11 protein-coding genes are annotated in these 18,162 nt (G+C 50.6%); 10 read left to right on the top strand and 1 reads right to left on the bottom strand.

Annotated elements, in window-relative coordinates; genetic code table 11:
* Positions 1-18 precede the first annotated feature (18 nt).
* The 3 genes from MKY42_RS24185 to MKY42_RS24175 all read left to right on the top strand — a co-directional run bounded on the left by MKY42_RS24185 (position 19) and on the right by MKY42_RS24175 (position 4,058).
* On the top strand, positions 19-2,088 hold the full coding sequence (locus MKY42_RS24185; protein ID WP_339845265.1) for a family 43 glycosylhydrolase: 2,070 nt from the start codon (positions 19-21) through the stop codon (positions 2,086-2,088).
* A gap of 251 nt (positions 2,089-2,339) precedes the next feature.
* On the top strand, positions 2,340-3,014 hold the full coding sequence (locus MKY42_RS24180; protein ID WP_090903707.1) for a hypothetical protein: 675 nt from the start codon (positions 2,340-2,342) through the stop codon (positions 3,012-3,014).
* 18 nt (positions 3,015-3,032) lie between these two features.
* Positions 3,033-4,058: a hypothetical protein gene (locus MKY42_RS24175; RefSeq protein WP_179263584.1), complete on the top strand. Its 1,026-nt coding sequence runs from the start codon at positions 3,033-3,035 to the stop codon at positions 4,056-4,058.
* 79 nt (positions 4,059-4,137) lie between these two features.
* Here the strand turns inward: MKY42_RS24175 and MKY42_RS24170 are convergent, their stop codons facing one another.
* Positions 4,138-6,423: an AraC family transcriptional regulator gene (locus tag MKY42_RS24170; RefSeq protein WP_339845262.1), complete on the bottom strand. Its 2,286-nt coding sequence runs from the start codon at positions 6,421-6,423 to the stop codon at positions 4,138-4,140.
* 265 nt (positions 6,424-6,688) lie between these two features.
* On the opposite strand from MKY42_RS24170, the gene MKY42_RS24165 reads away from it, so the two are divergent.
* From MKY42_RS24165 to MKY42_RS24135, 7 genes are read left to right on the top strand one after another with little or no spacing between them, the layout of a single operon-like run.
* On the top strand, positions 6,689-7,657 hold the full coding sequence (locus MKY42_RS24165) for an ABC transporter permease subunit (protein ID WP_339845260.1): 969 nt from the start codon (positions 6,689-6,691) through the stop codon (positions 7,655-7,657).
* Positions 7,658-7,670: 13 nt separating this feature from the next.
* Positions 7,671-8,540, top strand: a complete 870-nt coding sequence (locus tag MKY42_RS24160; protein WP_072734581.1) for a carbohydrate ABC transporter permease — start codon at positions 7,671-7,673, stop codon at positions 8,538-8,540.
* 47 nt (positions 8,541-8,587) lie between these two features.
* Positions 8,588-10,141: an extracellular solute-binding protein gene (locus MKY42_RS24155; RefSeq protein ID WP_090903703.1), complete on the top strand. Its 1,554-nt coding sequence runs from the start codon at positions 8,588-8,590 to the stop codon at positions 10,139-10,141.
* Between the two features lie 59 nt (positions 10,142-10,200).
* The gene (locus MKY42_RS24150; RefSeq protein ID WP_339845256.1) at positions 10,201-12,477 is read left to right on the top strand and encodes an Ig-like domain-containing protein; all 2,277 of its coding nucleotides are present in this window, start codon (positions 10,201-10,203) and stop codon (positions 12,475-12,477) included.
* Between the two features lie 39 nt (positions 12,478-12,516).
* A complete protein-coding gene (locus tag MKY42_RS24145) occupies positions 12,517-13,299 on the top strand; it encodes a glucosamine-6-phosphate deaminase (RefSeq protein ID WP_339845253.1) in 783 nt (260 codons plus the stop codon).
* Positions 13,296-14,453: an amidohydrolase family protein gene (locus MKY42_RS24140; protein WP_339845250.1), complete on the top strand. Its 1,158-nt coding sequence runs from the start codon at positions 13,296-13,298 to the stop codon at positions 14,451-14,453. Before MKY42_RS24145 ends, MKY42_RS24140 begins: the two co-directional genes overlap by 4 nt.
* Positions 14,454-14,469: 16 nt before the next feature.
* On the top strand, positions 14,470-18,012 hold the full coding sequence (locus tag MKY42_RS24135; protein ID WP_339845247.1) for a DUF4838 domain-containing protein: 3,543 nt from the start codon (positions 14,470-14,472) through the stop codon (positions 18,010-18,012).
* Positions 18,013-18,162 lie beyond the last annotated feature (150 nt).

The following is an 18,162-nucleotide window of genomic DNA, read 5'->3' as shown; positions in this document are numbered from 1 at the left end:
CGATCAGGAGGCATGCGAATGTGGAAGAGGATAGGCCTTTTATTACTGGTTCTACCGCTGTTTGTCATGTCGTTCCCCGTGGCTCCCACTTCGGCGGCTACGACGTTTAGCAATCCCGTAATTCATGCCGATGTGCCGGATAGCGACGTGATTCGGGTAGGCAATGCGTATTATATGACCAGTACCACGATGCATATGAACCCGGGAGTACCAATCATGAAATCATACGATCTCGTGAATTGGGAAATTGTGAATTATGTCTATGATACGTATGCAAACACCGACTCCCATAATTTGAACAATAGTCTGAATGAATATGGAAGAGGCTCCTGGGCGAGCAGTCTGAGATATAACAACGGTGTCTATTATGTAGCCTTTAGCTCGCTCTCTACGGGCAAAACCTATATCTATAAGACCAGCAATATTGAGACAGGCCCATGGACAATAGCTACTTTGGGCAGCTATTATCACGATGCTTCCCTGCTTTTTGACAACGGGCGGGTATTTCTGGTCCATGGTACTGACAATATCAGCATCGTTGAGCTTAATGCGGAGGCAACGGCAGTCAAAGCGGGCGGCCTGAATCAAGTTCTTATTGCTAATGCCAGCAATGTGGCTGGCTCGAATTTCATTGTGAAGGCTGAGGGTGCCCACATTCAGAAGATTAACGGGAAGTATTATGTGTTTCTGATCGCTTGGCCTACAGGGGATGGTCGCGTTCAAATTGTCTATCGTGCGGACAGCTTGACCGGGCCGTATACAGGCCGTGTTGTACTAAGGGATTCAGGCATTGCCCAGGGAGGAATTGTCGATACAGCCGCAGGTTCCTGGTATGGTCTGCTCTTCAGAGATAGCGGCGCAGTCGGACGTATTCCTTACCTTGTTCCGGTAACATGGTCTGACAACTGGCCTGTCTTTGGCGTGAATGGCAAGGTTCCGCTGACGATGAATGTTCCAGTGGAGGGGTATCCGGCGAAAAAGATTTATGGCTCTGACGAATTTAACGCCGGATCGGGCACAGATACGGGTTCGGTGCAGCCGTTATTAGTCAACGGTGGTTTCGAAGAGGCCAGCCTGAGTCCGTGGACCAGCAACAATACGGCATCCATTGCGGCTACCTCCTCAGAGTTTTTTGGCGGCTCCAAAAGCTTGCTGGTCAGTGGCCGACAACAGACGGCTGGCGGGGTGAAACAGGTGATTACGGGCAAGGTGACGCAGGGCGGCATGTATACCTTTTCGGCAAAAGTAAAATACACGACCGGTCCCGCAACCAAAACGTTCAACTTGAGCATTCAGAATGGGCCAAGCTATATGGGCATTTCCATTATGGGCAGTGCGACGCTGACCCGGGGGCAATGGGGTACGATTCAGGGAACGTACACGGTTCCGGCTAATGCGGACCTGTCACAGACCTTCGTATTTCTTGAGACGCCGTACAGCTCGAATCCAGACCCTGCCAATGATCTGATGGATTTCTATGTAGACGATGTTTCATTCAATACAACTGCTGCGACTGGAGGAACAAGCACAGGTCTTGCGAAATTCTGGCAGTGGAATCACAATCCTGATCCGGTCAACTGGTCGCTGACACAGCGCTCCGGCTTCATGAGACTGACAACGGGTAAAGTAAGTTCCAGCATTCTGGAGGCCAGAAATACATTGACCCAAAGAACGTTCGGACCGAAAAGCACAGGTATGGTGGCGATGGAAACAGCAGGCATGAAGGACGGCGATTATGCCGGGCTTGCCGCTTTTCAAGCGAGGTACGGCTTCGTCGGCGTGAAGGTGTCGGGGAATGCCAAATCCATCGTCATGGTCAATGCTGGCTCGGGAACGACGACCGAGGTGGCCAGTGTGCCGTTGAACCAGAACAGGGTGTACTTCCGGGTGATGTGCGATTTCACCAATCAAACGGACAAAGCCTACTTTGCGTATAGTCTGGAAGGTACTAACTGGACAACCATCGGAAACACGCTGCAGATGTCTTATACGCTGCCGCACTTTATGGGCTACCGTTTTGCTTTGTTCAATTATGCAACCAAGTCCACGGGAGGGTTTGTTGATTTCGACTACTTCCGTGTAGAGTAATTGAAGCATGAGGCACCATTCTTTTTAAAATGTTGAACCCTCGCATGAAGCTATGCGGGGGTTTAATTCATTTTCTATGGAGCTGGGCCAAGGCTCGCCTCAACTTATTTGGTATAAATGATATGATTTTTCGTGCAATTACCCTTAAAATAGAAGAGTATGAAACTTATGGCGTGAGCTTGTTCGTTATATTCGTCAAATTCTGCTTCAACGATTAGTGGTAATTATCTATGTTTACTGGAGGAGAAGGAATGAAACGTGTTTACCTGTTACTGTTAATACTATTAACCCTTAGCGCATGCGAGCAGACTAATACTAGTACCGACCAAGATGACACTGCTGTTGCTGTGAGAGATATCGATGTGAAGGATGCTAAAAACATACAAATTCCGAAGAGTACAAAAGGTGGTTCAACAAAAAATGCCTCCGATTTTGTAGCTGAAGACAAAAGTGTGCTATCTGCTGAGGACTTTGAAACGGCTTATCAAATGTGTGCGCAAGCTCTATCTGAGTATTATAAGGCGATTTGGAACGGCACGGACATTGATTTGGATACCTACATCGACAATGAGAACCTTAAGCAATATACGCAAAATAAAATTACATCTCAATATGGTTTGTTTCGCAAAAACAAGCTTACTTATAACCAAGTGACAGACGTTGATATTGATGCTGAAAAAGCAGACTTTTATGAAAGGGATCAACGTTTTTTCTATTTTAAATTGAATGCACATGTCAAAAAAGACCTGGGTAACTTTGCTGAACCTACTGAATTTCTTGTACAAAATTTGAATGGAAAGTTAGTTATTGTCGATTGGTATACTGGTGCAAAGGATAGCTATGATTCCACTGTGAGAGGAGAAAATCAGATTATTGATAATCCCGATATATGGGACGAATTGGGAATAGGTAAATCAATTTATTGAAATGGAGGGTGACCAATAATGAACGAACCCTGGGCCGCTTCGATGAGGGGAGTTCCCTGGAACGAGGACAAAATGAACAAGGCTATCATTCAACTGCGGAATCGGGCAACGATTAGTTTTGTTGTCGGGCTGGACGAGGTGCGTGATCTGAGGAAACTGGATGAACATGTGTTTGCCACACGACCCGATTTGATTTTAAATGTATCCAACATAGATGTGAAGGAGCGGTATTCAGAAGAGTTTCTGGAGACACTTGCTGGTTTAAAACATGTCACCGCTTTGCAGCTGGATATCAAACAGCCACAGGATTTGAATGTACTGAGTGCGCTGCAAAAGATGGAGTTTCTGAACATTCGCTCACCTAAAAAGCAAAATTTGGACTTTATCCAGAATTATAAATACTTAAATTACCTTGCACTTAGCGGGAAATTTTCCGATCTGTCTCCCATCGAAGACTGTATTCGACTGAGTACCCTCGTCTTGAACTGTGCTATTGATCAGCTTGATTTTGTTATGGACCTGCCGTTGATCGATTACTTGGCAATGGATCATTGTACATTGAATGGTTCACTCAAAGTACTGGCTGAATCGAATATCCGCATGCTAAGGTTGTCGTCCGTGAAGAATCTGACCGAGATTGATGCATTGGGGGCACTACATCATCTAGTCTTTCTGCATCTGTCATTGCCCAAAATTGAGCAGTTGTGTGACTTCTCACACATGAAGAATCTGCGGCAGCTTGAACTGGATTTCATGAAGTCCCTGCAAGAGATTGAGAACCTGTGGACTGCGGACGGGTTGGAGGTGCTGGAACTTAAAGAAATACATAAGGGGATAAAGGCAGAAACTTTTGAGCGTATGACCGAAATGCAAAATTTGAGACAGGTGGATTTTCGTTTTATTGATCACAGTAAAGGCCGTATTGCTGCCATGCGTGAACGAATGGTTAAAGCAGGGAAAGGACATCTTCTCTATGAGAATATTCCTGAAGAACAGCGAATCCCTTCGATGGCTCATGTGCACCTGTCCAAAATTCTAATGTAGACAGACAGTACACCAGCGCCTGCTTTCGAGCGGACGCTGGTGTATTTACAATCTTCGGTTCTTGCCCGCTCACATCTGGTTAGCCATGGCTGGAGGAGATGAATGGCTCATTACCCGCATGACGCTTGCGGTATTCTCCGGGGGTCAGCCCATACCGACGTTTGAACATGCGGATGAATGAATTCACATTTTGATAGCCGACCTGTGTCGCAATGTCCTGAATTCGCAGATCTACATTCACAAGCAGTTCCTTGGCCCGCTCAACCCGCAGATTGTTCAGATATTCGCTGAAGTTGATATTCGTCTTTTCCTTGAAAATACTGGAGAGGTACCCCGATGTTAAATTCAACTTGTCGGCGACAATATTCAAATTAATATCTTCTCCATAATGATGATCCAGGTAGTCCAGCACAAAGGTGATGACCGGATCACGCGTTTCCAGCTGGCTTCGTACTGCCTCAAGTACCGGTTGAGCCAGAGCCTGAAGCCATTCCCTGTACTGCTGCATGGAATGGAAACCAGCAAATGCCTCTCCCGGAGGAGAAGAGCGAAGCTCGGATTCGATATGCGTCAAATTCAGCTTCATCACTGTCTTGCCCATTTGTTCGACTGCGCCGATTGCAAATGTGCGGAAGTCTTCTGCGGCTGCATCCTTATGCTGCAGTTGTTCCAGCTGGCGGTCCAGCCAAGCGAATACGGCCTCTTCATTGCCAGATTGCAGCAGGTTGTGCAGTTCCTCCCCATAGGTGACCTTCACATGAAAAGCATTTGACGAAGAAGCCCGCGGCTCCACAATAACCTGCGTCTCCCCATTCAGCCTGCGCTCTTTCAACAGCATGGACAGGTTGCTGTACGCATCGGTAAACGGAATTTCACCGGAATATACGGGACTTACCGCGATGGTGAGATAGAAGGTTTCTTCGACAGCCAGCAGCTCCTTCAGTGTATCGAGCGCCTGCAAAATACCGCTCTGCGGACCCGGATCGAACAGCAGCAGGAGCAGTTGGTCCTGCTCAGGCTGAATGGCAACGCTATTAGTTTTGTGGCTGGTGAACAGGCTCTGAATCAGCTTCCATAATAACAGGGTATGCTGCCCGAATTCATCCGGCTGGGATTTGAAGCCCACCTTGAACAGAATGGAGACATAGGGTTGTTCGGATTGCTGGGTATCCTCAAGCTCCGCCAGATAGGAGCTGAGCGGGATATTCTTCACTTTATGAATATAAGCGTACTGGCGTACGAGAGAGTTCTTCTGCGCAAGGTCGCTTTGAATGTAACGGCTATTCTCCAGAATGGAGCTTAGGCGGTCGCCAATCATGGCGAATTCTTTTACACTGCTCCATTTGTTAGGTCTGCTGTCCGGATTTCGGTCCAGAGCGGCAATAAGGCGCTGGAGCGGCTGGTTTAATCGTAAGCTGAAAAACAGGGAGGAGAGCACGCTAATCAGTACAGCAGCGCCAAGCAGGAAAGCCAGCAGCAGCTGCATGCCTCGCATTTCCGCAGCGATTACCGCGGCCTGGGTGACCCGGACATAAGTAAACCCGGTTTGTTTGCCTTTTTCATAGAAGTAATACTGATCCCCAATGCGTTCATGTTTGCTTCCGTCCGCAGGGAGCTGCGGATTCTGCAGTTCCCCCTCCATCGTGGTAAAAAGCAGGCGTCCCTCGTTGTCCAGAATGTAGAACGGATTATTAGCGGCATCGCCATATGTGTCCTGCATACGCTGTGGATCCAGCATAACAATGCCGTACACATCTTCGTAAGGAATGGCTTTCATCATGACCGGCATCAGTTGACCGAGAGAGCGGGATGAGTGAACGGTATTTTCCGTAAAAGCTGCGGCAGGCATGACTTTCAGGAACTGGTTGTTCATCGTTTGCGTTTTCCAGTAAGCCGGAGGGTATTCTTTACTATAATAATATTTACCGAACATATCGCTGGCACTGCTAAGACCTTCCTTCTCCAGCACATAGTCTTCTTGCTTGAAATAAAGAATGAAATTGTCGATATGCAGAAAAGGATTGGAATACAGCGTGGAGAGGTCAGACTTCACCTCTGCGGGAATATCGTAACGGCGGTTCTCCTTGATGTGGCTCAAAATGCCCAGATTGGCGGTCCAGGTATCCGATTGAGTGAGAGCCAGAATCATGTTCTGGGTTAGTCGGAAGTGATTTTCGTACCCTTCAACGGTCTGGGCAAGGCCCAGTTCATTTTGTCTGACCATCTCCTGATAGACCTTGTTGCTTAAGTACAGATGGGAGAACAGATTAAATGAAGCCAAAATCAGGATGACACTGAGGAAGCTCAGCATTAGCTTGACAAACAGTCCATTCAGCGCAAATTTGCTTGTAAGCAGTCCCTTCATTATGACATTCCCCCTTGAGTACAGCCCCGGATCGAGTGGTTTAATCCTATCATAGCGGCATAAAGCTGACACAAACAATATACACTTTTACTGAATTATACGCGGATATCTGGAAAAAAGGAGTAAAGGCGAAAAGTTATATAACATGTAGATAGCGCTTTCTAAAGGTTTATAGCTATAATTCGAATACGAACCCCGGAATTTCAGGGTAAGTTAGCTGACATATCAGACAATTTAACTCATCTAAGCAAGAGGGGGCATGCCGATGGCTGATGCTAGCGTAACGCAGCGCACACTGCATAAGGAAGCGCACCGGCCGCCTCGGCGGAATTCGCGTTTGATCAGAATCTGGAACAGGAACAAGGCGCTATGGCTGCTATTCCTGCCATGCCTCCTGTATTATTTGATCTTCCGCTATGCGCCGATGTTTGGTCTGGTCATCACGTTCAAGGATTACAATCTGTTTAAAGGAATCTGGGCCAGCGATTGGGTGGGATTCAAATATTACCGGATGTTTCTGGAAAATCCCGATTTTTGGCCGCTGATGAAGAATACGTTTCTGCTCGGATTGTATAAGCTGGTGTTTGGCTTCCCGGCCCCAATCCTGCTGGCCATTCTGCTGAATGAGGTACGGAAGGCAGCATTCAAGCGTTTTGTACAGACGGTCAGCTATCTGCCACATTTCATCTCGAATGTAATCGTGGCGAGTATGGTGATTATGTTCCTGTCCCCAACCGGAGGGCTGATTAACAATTTGCTCGCAGGTATCGGCATTGGACCGATTAATTTCATGAATGAACCCGGGCTGTTCCGGGGCATCTACGTCCTGTCGGAAATCTGGCAGCATATCGGCTGGGAGACCATTATTTATCTGGCCGCGCTGACGGCCATCGACCCGCAGTTGTATGAAGCCGCGGATATGGACGGAGCAAGTCGATTGCGCAAAATCTGGCATGTTACACTGCCCGGTATATCTCCTGCGATCGTCATTACGTTGATACTGAATATCGGCAAAGTGCTGGAGATCGGCTTCGAGAAAGTTTTCCTGATGCAGAATCCGGCGATCTACGATACAGCGGATATCATCAGCACGTATGTCTACAGGGTAGGCATGGTACAGGGGAATTTCAGCTATGGTGCGTCCATTGATTTGTTCATGGGAGTCATCAGCCTGATTTTCATCTATACGGCCAACTGGCTCAGCCGTCGATTAAGTGAGACCAGTCTATGGTAGAAAGAGGTGTGGCGTGAACTCACTCCGATTTTCCTGGTTCAACGTTGTGGCATCCCTGATTCTGCTGTTCGTTGTGGTGGTCACACTTTATCCGTTCCTTCATATGCTCGCGGTTTCCCTCAGCAGCAACGTAAACGTCATCCAAAACAATATTTCCTTCTGGCCCAAGGGCTTTAATCTGAGCATGTACAAATTGGTGCTGGGCGATCCGCAAATCTGGACTGCTTATCGAAATACGATCATTTATACCGTGCTTGGCACACTGATCTCACTGGTGGTCACCTCCACCGGAGCCTACGCTTTGTCCAGAAAAGACATGGCACTACGTAATAGCTTTACGGTCTTGATTGTCATTACGATGTTTTTCAGCGGCGGGATGATTCCGACCTTCCTCGTGGTCCGTTCTCTGAATCTGGTGGATACCGTATGGGGCATGGTTCTTCCGGGGGCAGTCAGCACCTGGAACCTCATTCTGATGCGCACGTTTTTCTCAGGCATCCCCAAAGAGCTGGAGGAATCGGGCCGGATGGACGGTTTGAACGATATTGGTATCTTCATACGTATTATTGTGCCGCTGTCCAAGGCATCCTTTGCCACGATTGCCCTGTTCTATGCCGTGGGCATGTGGAACAACTTTATCTTTCCGCTGCTCTATCTACGGTCTCCCGATTTATTTCCGCTTCAGGTGCTGCTGCGTAATCTCGTGCTGGCCGGCAGCGCAAGCTCAGGCGACGTAACATCCATTGGGGGTGATAATCTGGTGGTGGAGGAATCGCTCAAGTATGCGACCATTATGGTCTCAACCCTGCCGATTCTGGTCATCTATCCGTTTGTACAGAAGTATTTCGTCAAGGGAGCCATGGTTGGTGCGGTCAAAGGCTAAGTGAGGCTAGAAATGCACCACGAATTCAGATTAAGGGAGAGAAGCTTATGGGCAAATGGAAATCGGTAATACTTCCCCTGCTGATTGCAGTAACGATGGTAGCAGGGTGCAGCGGCGGCAACGGTGCCGACCCGCAAACAGATACCAAGGGGAACAGCACTGGAAATAACTCCACCGGGGCAGCAAAGACCTTCACGGCCCTGCTGGACAACAATGCCACGTTCCCTTATTCCAAGAGCTGGCCCATCTGGAGCTGGCTGAAGGAAAAGACGGGTGTCACGCTGGAAGTGCAGACACCTTCGGGCAAGCTGGATGAGAGCCTGAACCTGGCGATTGCCTCCAAAGCGCTGCCTGATCTGATGTATATGCCCAATCGCAAGGATTCGAACAAGTTTGGTCAGCAGGGCGCACTGGTGGATCTGATGGAGTACATGGACAGTATGCCAAATCTGAAGGCGTGGATGAAGCAGTATCCTGAGGAGGCAAAGGCTGCCTTGTCCGCCGACGGTAAAATGTATATGTTCCCGAATCAGGGCTTCGGCGAGACGAATCGCATGATCTGGATGTACCGCAAGGATGTTTTTGACAAGGAAGGCATTCAGGTTCCAACAACCTATGAAGAGTTGCATGCGGCGCTGAAGAAGCTGAAGGAGAAATACCCGGACAGTTACCCGCTCTCGATTCGCTACGGTCAGATCCCGGATGAGATGAATGCCAATATGACGGTAAACTACGGAACGGGTGAAGGGGCCTACTATGATTTTGACCAGAAGCAATGGCGGTATGGACCCACTGAAGACAACTATAAGGCTATGGTAGGGATGTGGAAAAGTTTTTACGATGAAGGATTGGTCCCACCCGATTTCTTATCATTGCAAACCAAGCAGTGGCAGGATATGGTCTCGACTGGAAAATCATTTGTGACCATTGATTATATCAGCCGGATTGATTTTTTCAATAATGCCATGCAGCAGGAGAATCCGGAGTTCAACATGCAGTTTATGGCCCCTCCGGCAGGCGTTTCAGGTGGCAAACAATTAAATCCGTATTTTCATTATATGGAAGGCGGATTGACGGTGGCCTCGACCTCCAAGAACATTGATGATGTGATGAAGTACATGGACTTTTTCTATTCGGAGGAAGGACGTACGCTGAGCAGCTGGGGTGTAGAGGGCGAGACCTTTATAAAGGAAGGCGATACGATCAAGTTCAAGCCGGAGTATAACGATGTCATTGAAATGCGCAAGCAGACAGGGCTTCAGACCAGCGGGACCTATACCTGGATTGATTTCAATGCGCACTTATCGCTGTTCTCGGACGATCTGAAGCATGCCTATGAAGAAGCGGTCAAATATGATCCCCCCGCAATGCAGCCAAGACCTGCTTTTACAGAAGTGGAAAATGAGGTCATATCCATTACCGGTCAGGCGATCAAGAAGCACCGTGACGAGAGCTTTGCCAAATTTGTTACGGGTTCCCGGAGTCTGGCAGATTGGGAGAAGTATGTGGAGGAGATTAACAATCTCGGAGTAGATAAGCTGCTGAGCACCTATAAGGAAGCGTATGATCGTGTTCAGAATGTTCAGCTGAGCGCGAAATGAGCGACTGTACGGCACAGGAATCCTAGACCATTACAGAATGGCAAAAGGAGGCTTCGCTTATGAAAAAGCAGCATCTGCGTGTGTACTCCGGATTCAGACTGGGATTGTTTCTGTTGTTCTGTATGGTGACGATTGGAATAGCTGTCCCTGGCAAGGCAGAAGCGGCGGGTTCAATTTCACTGGACGCGCCGGCGGGCGGGTATGTGTCGGATGGAGGGCTGGTGGAAATTGGGGGCAGTTATACCGACTTGTATGACATTCGATTGTTTGTGGACGGAACGGCTCAATTCGAAGTGGTATTACATGATCCGGATGGGGATGACAGCGGCACCTGGTCTTATATGCTGGATACCTCAGCCTATAACGGGACTGTGGAACTGGTGGTTCGTGGACTGGATACGTCCACCCGTTACGGGGTATGGGGAGCGCCTGCTACCCTTACCGTTAATAACCCGGCAGCTGCTGTTCCCGAAGTAACGATCACGGGGCCATCTGAGGGCGTGTCTCTTAGCGGTCAGGTGGAGATCTCTGTCGAAACCAGCTCGCCTCTGCCGATCTTACAGGTAGAGGTTCGGGTGAATCGCGGGCCATGGGAAGAGGCTGTTCAGCAAGGCTCTGCGTATGTATACACCTGGGACACGGCGGGACTTGGCGATCGCACGGTCAGTCTGGAGGCCAGGGCGACCAGTGCACCGGAGCGTTATGGTTATAGCCCGACGGTGTATGCTCAGGTGGGGACCGGGACGCATGAGACTGCCGTTCCTCTTCCTGTACAGGAGCGGGCCATGTGGATCTGGGAACCGGAGAGCTATAAGCTGCTGCTGAACCCTGGATCGCGCCAGGTGCTGGAATCATTCATTGCCGATACGCAGACATTCGGCCAAACACCGGTCCAGACGCTTTATTTTGCAGTGGGCGGTTATGCCGGATACGATGCACTGGAGGCGCAGGAAGTGGAGTTGCGTTCTTTCGTGAGCTGGGCGCACAGCAAAAATCTGCAGGTTCATGCGTTGATTGCAGGCGGCACTACGCCGGCCTATATGGGCGCTTACGAGAAATATCACCATCATGCCGTGCAGGAAATGGAGCAGGTAATCAATTACAATCTTGCAGCGGGGGATACGGAGAAGTTTGACGGCATCAATGTGGATATTGAGCCTTATATCTCTCCCGACTTTAAAGACCCAAGTCATTTCTTGCAGAAGGAATATCTGGATGGCCTGCAAAAGATGATTAGTCGCCGGGATACCGCAGGTATTCGGCTTCCGTTCGGCCCTGCTGTGCCCAAGTGGTATGACACATCGGATCAAGCAGCAAATATTTCATGGAATGGCTCCAACAAATGGCTGTCCGAGCATGTTCAGGATCTCTCCGACTATATCTCCATTATGGATTACCGGGATACGGCGGATGGCTCCGCTGGCATTATTGCCGGAGCTGCTGGAGAGCTGGCTTATGCAGATCAGATCGGCAAGCCGAATTCCGTTGTGATTGGTGTGGAAACCCTGGATATCGCCAATAGCGGAGACCCGGAGACCATTACCTTCTGGGAGGAGGGGCGCATCCACATGGAAGCCGAGCTGGATAAGGTATATGCAGCTTACGGGCAGAGCAGCGCCTTTGGCGGCATTGCCGTCCATCACTATGATTCCTACCGGGCACTTCCTTCGTATTGGGGGCCAGGTGGCGTAATTTGGACAGCGCCCGATGACTATGAAGCCCCTTCAGCCCTTTCAGGGGTTCCTTCCATCAAGACCACTGATGATCAGACTGTACATCTGAATTATGGAATGGCTTCGGATAACATGGAAGTGGAACGCTATGTGATCTATCGGAGCACCGTGCAGGGCTTCACGCCTGCTCCTGCGGATATCGTCGGATTCGCCCGCGCCCTGAATTACCAGGACAAGGGACTGCTGCCGGATACGACATATTACTATCGTATTGCGGCCCGCGATTTGCGTGGCAATATCGGGCCTCTCACCGATGAAGTATCGGCGACCACTGGTAGTACCCCATTGAAGCCACTGATTGTAACAGACATGAATCTGGTCTATGGGGGATCAGGGGTATCTGTCACTCTGAAGGTCAGAGATTATGATACAGGCGTAATAATTTCGGGGGCGAAAGTCGAAGGGAGATTTACTTATTCGGCGGGGCGTTACACCAGCGGGACAACCGGAATGGATGGGAGCGTGACACTTGTCTCGGAAGCGGTGGGACCGGGCAGACAGGTTGGTTTTGAACCTCGCAGAATCCGTTACAACGGCTATTACTACGCAGCAGGCCATGATTCGCCGCATACAACGCTGCTGATGTTGAATGCCAGCAATTGAACAAGCAGGCGAGCAATGGCTTGAAGGAGGAGGAAGCACATGAATGTGAATGACTTGGTGGAACCGCTAAGGAATCATATCGTTGAGCATATGTCTGTACAGGTCTATGCCGATCGGAATCAGATGGGGGCAGCCGCAGCGGCTGCGGTTGGGGCCAGATTAAGACAGCTGCTTCAGGATCCGGAGCGTCAGGTACGCATGGTGTTCGCTGCGGCTCCTTCGCAAAACGAATTGTATGAAGGTCTGGTACGGGAGCAAGGTATCGATTGGTCAAGGGTCTGCGCCTTTCATATGGATGAATATATGGATCTGGCGGATACGGCTCCCCAGCGCTTTGGTCAATATTTAACGGATCGGCTGTTCAGTCGGGTGCAGCCTGGGCGGGTGGAGCTGTTGGGTGGGCTACAAGATGCGGAGCAGGAGTGTCAGAGATATGGAGACCTGCTGCGTACGGCTCCTATTGATATCGTTTGCCTTGGGATCGGAGAAAATGGGCACATCGCCTTCAATGATCCGCCTGTTGCCGATTTTGAAGATTCGAGGATCGTCAAAGCGGTAAAACTGGACGAAGCTTGTCGCCGTCAGCAGGTGAACGATGGGTGCTTTGCCCATCTGGATGATGTGCCTGCGGAGGCGTTGACCCTGACTGTGCCAACGTTGATGGCTGGAAGGGAGCTGTTCGCAATTGTACCGGGAGCATCCAAGCGACGTGCGCTTGCGGCAGCTTTACATGATCCGATCAGCACAGCATGTCCTGCCACCATCCTGCGTACACATCCTCGAATCACGATGTTCACAGACCGGGAAGCCTACGGCCTGTGAACGTGCCAATGATCGGGAAGCACTACAGAACAGAGTTGCCCATTGAGGTGGAGGTCAGAAAGGGACGTATCACTGCTGTTACTGAACTTGAAATGTCGCCTCCCATAGATCGCCTGCCCTGGCTTGGGCCCGGACTGGTAGATTTACAAGTGAACGGCGGATGGGGGCTGGATCTAAACACAGCACCACTGTATCCAGATACGGTAATACAGCTGACCCGGAAGCTGCAAAGCCAAGGTGTTACAAGTTATTGCCCGACGTTGATTACGAACAGCTCGGAACGGATGACTGAGGCGGCTTCCGCCATTGCAAAAGCCGTTCGGCTGAACCGGGATGCTGCCGAGGGAATTGTGGGCATTCATCTGGAAGGCCCATTCATTTCGCCGGAGGATGGCCCACGCGGCGCCCACCCAAGGCAGCACATTGTTCCGCCTGATTGGGAGGCCTTCAGCCGTTGGCAGGATACCGCCGATGGGTTGATTCGCATCATTACTCTTTCCCCGGAGTGGCCTGGTTCAGCTTCATTTATTGCCCGGTGCTGCGAATCCGGCATTCTTGTCTCGATTGGACATACGGCAGCTACGCCAGAGCAGATCAGGGAAGCGGTCTCCGCAGGAGCGGTAATGTCTACACATCTTGGCAACGGCGCACACCTGATGCTTCCGCGTCATCCGAACTACCTGTGGGAACAGCTGGCGGCCGATGAGGTGTATGGGTGCATGATCGCGGATGGTCATCATCTTCCACGGTCCGTGCTGGCCGTAATTCTCCGGATGAAACGGAACCGCGCCATTCTGGTCAGTGATGCCGTCTCGCTGAGCGGTATGCCACCAGGTTCCTACCACCTGCATATCGGCGGAGATGTGGTATTGACGACGGACGGTCGGCTGCACCTCGCCCGCCAGCCTGACCTGTTGGCTGGCTCGGCGATGATGCTGCCGGATCAGGTGGGGTATCTTGTGGAAGCGGGGTTGTCCGGGCTTCCCGATGCCTGGGACTGTGCATCGGTGCATCCGGCCCGGCTGCTTGGGCTTGAACAGGCCGCAGGATTTGAGGTCGGCGCGCCTGCCGATATCGTTAGCTTCAACATGGATGGTGGAAAGTTAAGTGTCTTGCAGTGCTGGAAGAATGGCCGGATCTGTCCACAGAGCTGAGAATAGGAGGAGAGCGATGCAGAGCTTGATACCACTACCGAAGCAGATTGCAGCGAGCGAAGGAGAACCCTTGCGGCTGAATGGTGAGGAAAGATGGAGTCTTTTGATGGAACAGGATGATCCCAGATTGGAAATTCATTGCCGCCGTGCATTTCCTGGGATGGAATATACTTGCTCCAGAATAGAAAAAGGTTATTTATTAGTAATCGAACGTCCCTCAGAGCAGGAAACGAAGCAGGTAGTCGATGGGGTGCAACCAGCCCTTGCGGTTTATGACGCGAAAGAAATCCATGAAACCCAAGAAGCGAAAGAAACGCAAGAAACGCAAGAAGCGCAAGAAACCGAAGAAATCCAAGAAGTACAGATAGTTTATGGAGCTCTTGAAGTTATGGGCGTACAACAGAAGGGCCTGGTCATCTCTGATGTTAGCTCCATCCCCGGAGAAGATGAGACAGAACCCGTGGGGCTTGCCGGACGTCCACAAGGGTATAAGCTGGAGGTGTCCGCCGGAAGGGCTGAAGTCTACGCACTGGATGCGGCGGGTCTATTTTATGGATTGCAGACTTTGGTACAGCTGCTTGGACCGGATGATGTCATCCCGGCGGTGTCCATCACCGACTGGCCGGATACATCTTTGCGGGCAATGAACTTTGACTTGCGTCAGACGTTCTCGAAGCCGCAACTGTTGACAGCGTATTTGGCTGAATTTGCCCGTTATAAGACGAACGCGATTTTGATTGAATACGAGGATAAGTTCCCGTTTCAGTCACATCCCGAGTTCGCACATCCACAGCATGCGTTAAGTCGTTCACAGCTGGAAGAACTGAAGCGGAGCGCCCACGAGAACTTTATAGAGATCATTCCCCTCCAGCAGAGCTTCGGACATCTGGAATATGTATTACGCCACGAAGGTTGGCGGCATCTACGCGAGACAGAGCAGTCCACCGGAGAGATCTGCCCTTCGCATCCGGAAACCTTTGGGCTGATAACCACTTTACTCGAGGAGATGATCGACGCCCACCCGGATTCGCGTTATATTCACCTTGGGTGTGACGAGGTCTACAGCCTATGCGAGTGCGAACGCTGCAAAACTGAGTTTGGAGGCGTGCGGGAACGAGCTTTTATCGCCTTTTTGAACCGTCTGATTGCATTTACGGCAGACCGGGGGAAACAGCCGATTTTCTGGCATGACATGCTGGATAAATGCCCGCCAGAGGAACTGGCTAAGCTGGATCAGCGAAGTGTCGCCATGATCTGGATCTACAACGGGCGCAATATCGAAGCGGAGGTTACTTCGCATGCCAATAAATTCAGGGCGCTCGGCATTGAAGTGATGGGAGCGCCAGCAGTCCGCAGCTTTGATTGGGCTGAGCATCAGAATTATCCAGTACTGCCGAACCGGACGGACAACTTGCTCCAGTGGGCAGAGACAGCCGACAAGTTGAAGCTTGGCTGCGTGGTTGCTACCAACTGGACGGGGCCTTTCAGCCTCGGTGTTCCGTATGGTATTTTTGAAACCACTTGGTATCCCATGCTGCTGCACGCGGATTTGGCCTGGAACCGCAAAGCGAATACCTCCACCTTCATCGACCGGTTTCTGGAACGGTTTCATGGCATCAATCCTGTTACCGGACACAACCTTCTCGGCAATTACAGGGTAGAGGATTATTATGATGTGATCTGGAAGCTGATGGACGAAGTGCGCGAGCATAAGGAAGAAGCGGAACTGATCGCGATTATGCATGATTTTGAGGTGGCGACAGATCGTTCGAGGGCGATCCATAAGTACGCTTACCGCTGGGAGCTGTATCCCGGAGACGATGCGGAGTGGCGCTCACTCCAAAACAACTATACGAGAAACCGCCGCGGGCGTGAGGGTGTCCTGCCTCGGATGAAGGCTGCGCTGGAGCGTTACCAGCCCTCTGATATGGCGGAGCATTTTGTGAAATCCAGGTTCTATCTGCATGATTATCTCGAGCGTACGCTTTATCAAGAGCTGGGTCTGAACGCAATCCATCCACCAGTTGATCTGACGGCAATGAGCCTGGAAGACAAAATTGCCCTGATGTGCGTAGTAGGCACACCATCGACTCGAGCCGAGCCGGAGTTTCGCGGCAGAATGGCACAGCACCGATTCGGGGGCATCGGCATCTTTCCCCATAATATTGAGAGCGAGCAGCAGACACATGCGCTGCTTGCAGAAGTGAAGAACATAGCCGAAGGCAACGGAAGCCTTATGCCTTATTATGTTTCGGTAGATGAAGAGGGCGGCACCTTGTCCAAGTTTAAGTCCTTTTTTCCCTATATTCCTGGCAACCGGGCAGCGGGGTTAAGTGAAGATCCGGAAGCCGCTCGTTTGCTCGGTAAAATCATTGGCAGTGAGCTGCACTCCCTTGGCCTTCCCATGAACTGGGCACCTGTGCTGGATGTGAACACGAATATAGACAATCCGGTTGTGGGTGTTCGCTCCTTTGGAGAGGACTCGCAGCTGGTGGCCCAATTCGGCGTAGCCTATATCCAGGGGATGCATGAAGCGGGTGTGGCCGTGACAGCAAAGCATTTTCCCGGGCATGGGCAAGTGAGCGGAGATTCGCATATTGTTCTGCCTGAATGTGAGCTGACGATTGAACAGTTGATGGGGGGGCCGTTGCTTCCCTTTGTTGAGGCAATTCAAGCTGGTGCGGATTCAATCATGATGGGGCATCTGGTGTTTCCCAACATTCCGGAATCCGGCGGACTTCCAGCCTCACTCAGTCCTTTTTTTGCCACGGAACTGCTGCGGAAACGGTTGGGCTATACGGGGGTGATCTGCACCGATGATATTGAAATGGGGGCCATTCGCAAAAACTTCAGCCCGGAAGACGTGGGTGTGCTGGCTGTTCAGGCGGGGAACGATATGATCCTGATGTGCCATACGCCGGAGTTTCAGAGCCGGGTCATCGCGGGTATTCTGGCCGCTGTAAGGGATGGGCGAATCAATGAGGAGCAAATCGACGAATCGGTTCTTCGTATTCGGCAGCTGTATGACCAATTCCGGCAGTACCAAGCGGCTGCAGAGCCGATTCCCAGAGAGCAGTGGGGAGAGGCGGCCCTGATGCTGGCTCGTATGACCGTGAAAGTTAGCCGAGACCCGCAGGGCCTGATGCCGCTCAAGGCTTCCATGAAATATTTGCTGATACTGCCGTTGCAGGAGCAGTTGACTCAGGCAGATAATAGTGGTTCTGCGGAGATCCGGTTAGCCTTCCTATTGAAGGATGAAGGCTTGGCTGTGGAAACATGCTACTGTGCAATGAAGCCGGATGCCGAGCAGATAAAATCTCTGGTATTGCAAGCTTCTGATGCGGATGTCGTTATCCAGGGCACCTTTAATGCCCATCTATTCACAGGTCAACTGGAACTGGCGATGGCCTTGGCTGCGGTTAAGCCACTGCTAAATCTGGTGCTGCGCAATCCCTATGATGATGCCGCACTGCCGCAGACAGCCGGATGCATTCTGCTGTGTTCAACCTCCGATTACTCACTGAGGGCACTGGTGGAGTGCATGACAGACTCGAAGTGATTTGTCAGTGATGAGCTGTTCAACAGGGCAATGAAATTATCCAAAAGCTCAAAAGCTCAAAAGCTCGTATGCATTTGCCAACCTTCATTCTTACAAGTGATCTAGCTTGAAAGTCAAAGATAAAAGATAGAGCATGAAAAACCGAAAAGC

The sequence above is a fragment of the Paenibacillus sp. FSL W7-1088 genome (genome assembly GCF_037969855.1).
Taxonomy (GTDB): domain Bacteria; phylum Bacillota; class Bacilli; order Paenibacillales; family Paenibacillaceae; genus Paenibacillus.
This window is presented reverse-complemented; position numbering and strand designations above follow the sequence as displayed.

Coding starts and splice junctions, on each gene's coding strand:
- MKY42_RS24155 (WP_090903703.1), top strand. CDS start 8,588: ATGGGCAAATGGAAATCGGTAATACTTCCCCTGCTGATTGCAGTAACG.
- MKY42_RS24170 (WP_339845262.1), bottom strand. CDS start 6,423: ATGAAGGGACTGCTTACAAGCAAATTTGCGCTGAATGGACTGTTTGTC.
- MKY42_RS24145 (WP_339845253.1), top strand. CDS start 12,517: ATGAATGTGAATGACTTGGTGGAACCGCTAAGGAATCATATCGTTGAG.
- MKY42_RS24135 (WP_339845247.1), top strand. CDS start 14,470: ATGCAGAGCTTGATACCACTACCGAAGCAGATTGCAGCGAGCGAAGGA.
- MKY42_RS24175 (WP_179263584.1), top strand. CDS start 3,033: ATGAACGAACCCTGGGCCGCTTCGATGAGGGGAGTTCCCTGGAACGAG.
- MKY42_RS24165 (WP_339845260.1), top strand. CDS start 6,689: ATGGCTGATGCTAGCGTAACGCAGCGCACACTGCATAAGGAAGCGCAC.
- MKY42_RS24185 (WP_339845265.1), top strand. CDS start 19: ATGTGGAAGAGGATAGGCCTTTTATTACTGGTTCTACCGCTGTTTGTC.
- MKY42_RS24180 (WP_090903707.1), top strand. CDS start 2,340: ATGAAACGTGTTTACCTGTTACTGTTAATACTATTAACCCTTAGCGCA.
- MKY42_RS24150 (WP_339845256.1), top strand. CDS start 10,201: ATGAAAAAGCAGCATCTGCGTGTGTACTCCGGATTCAGACTGGGATTG.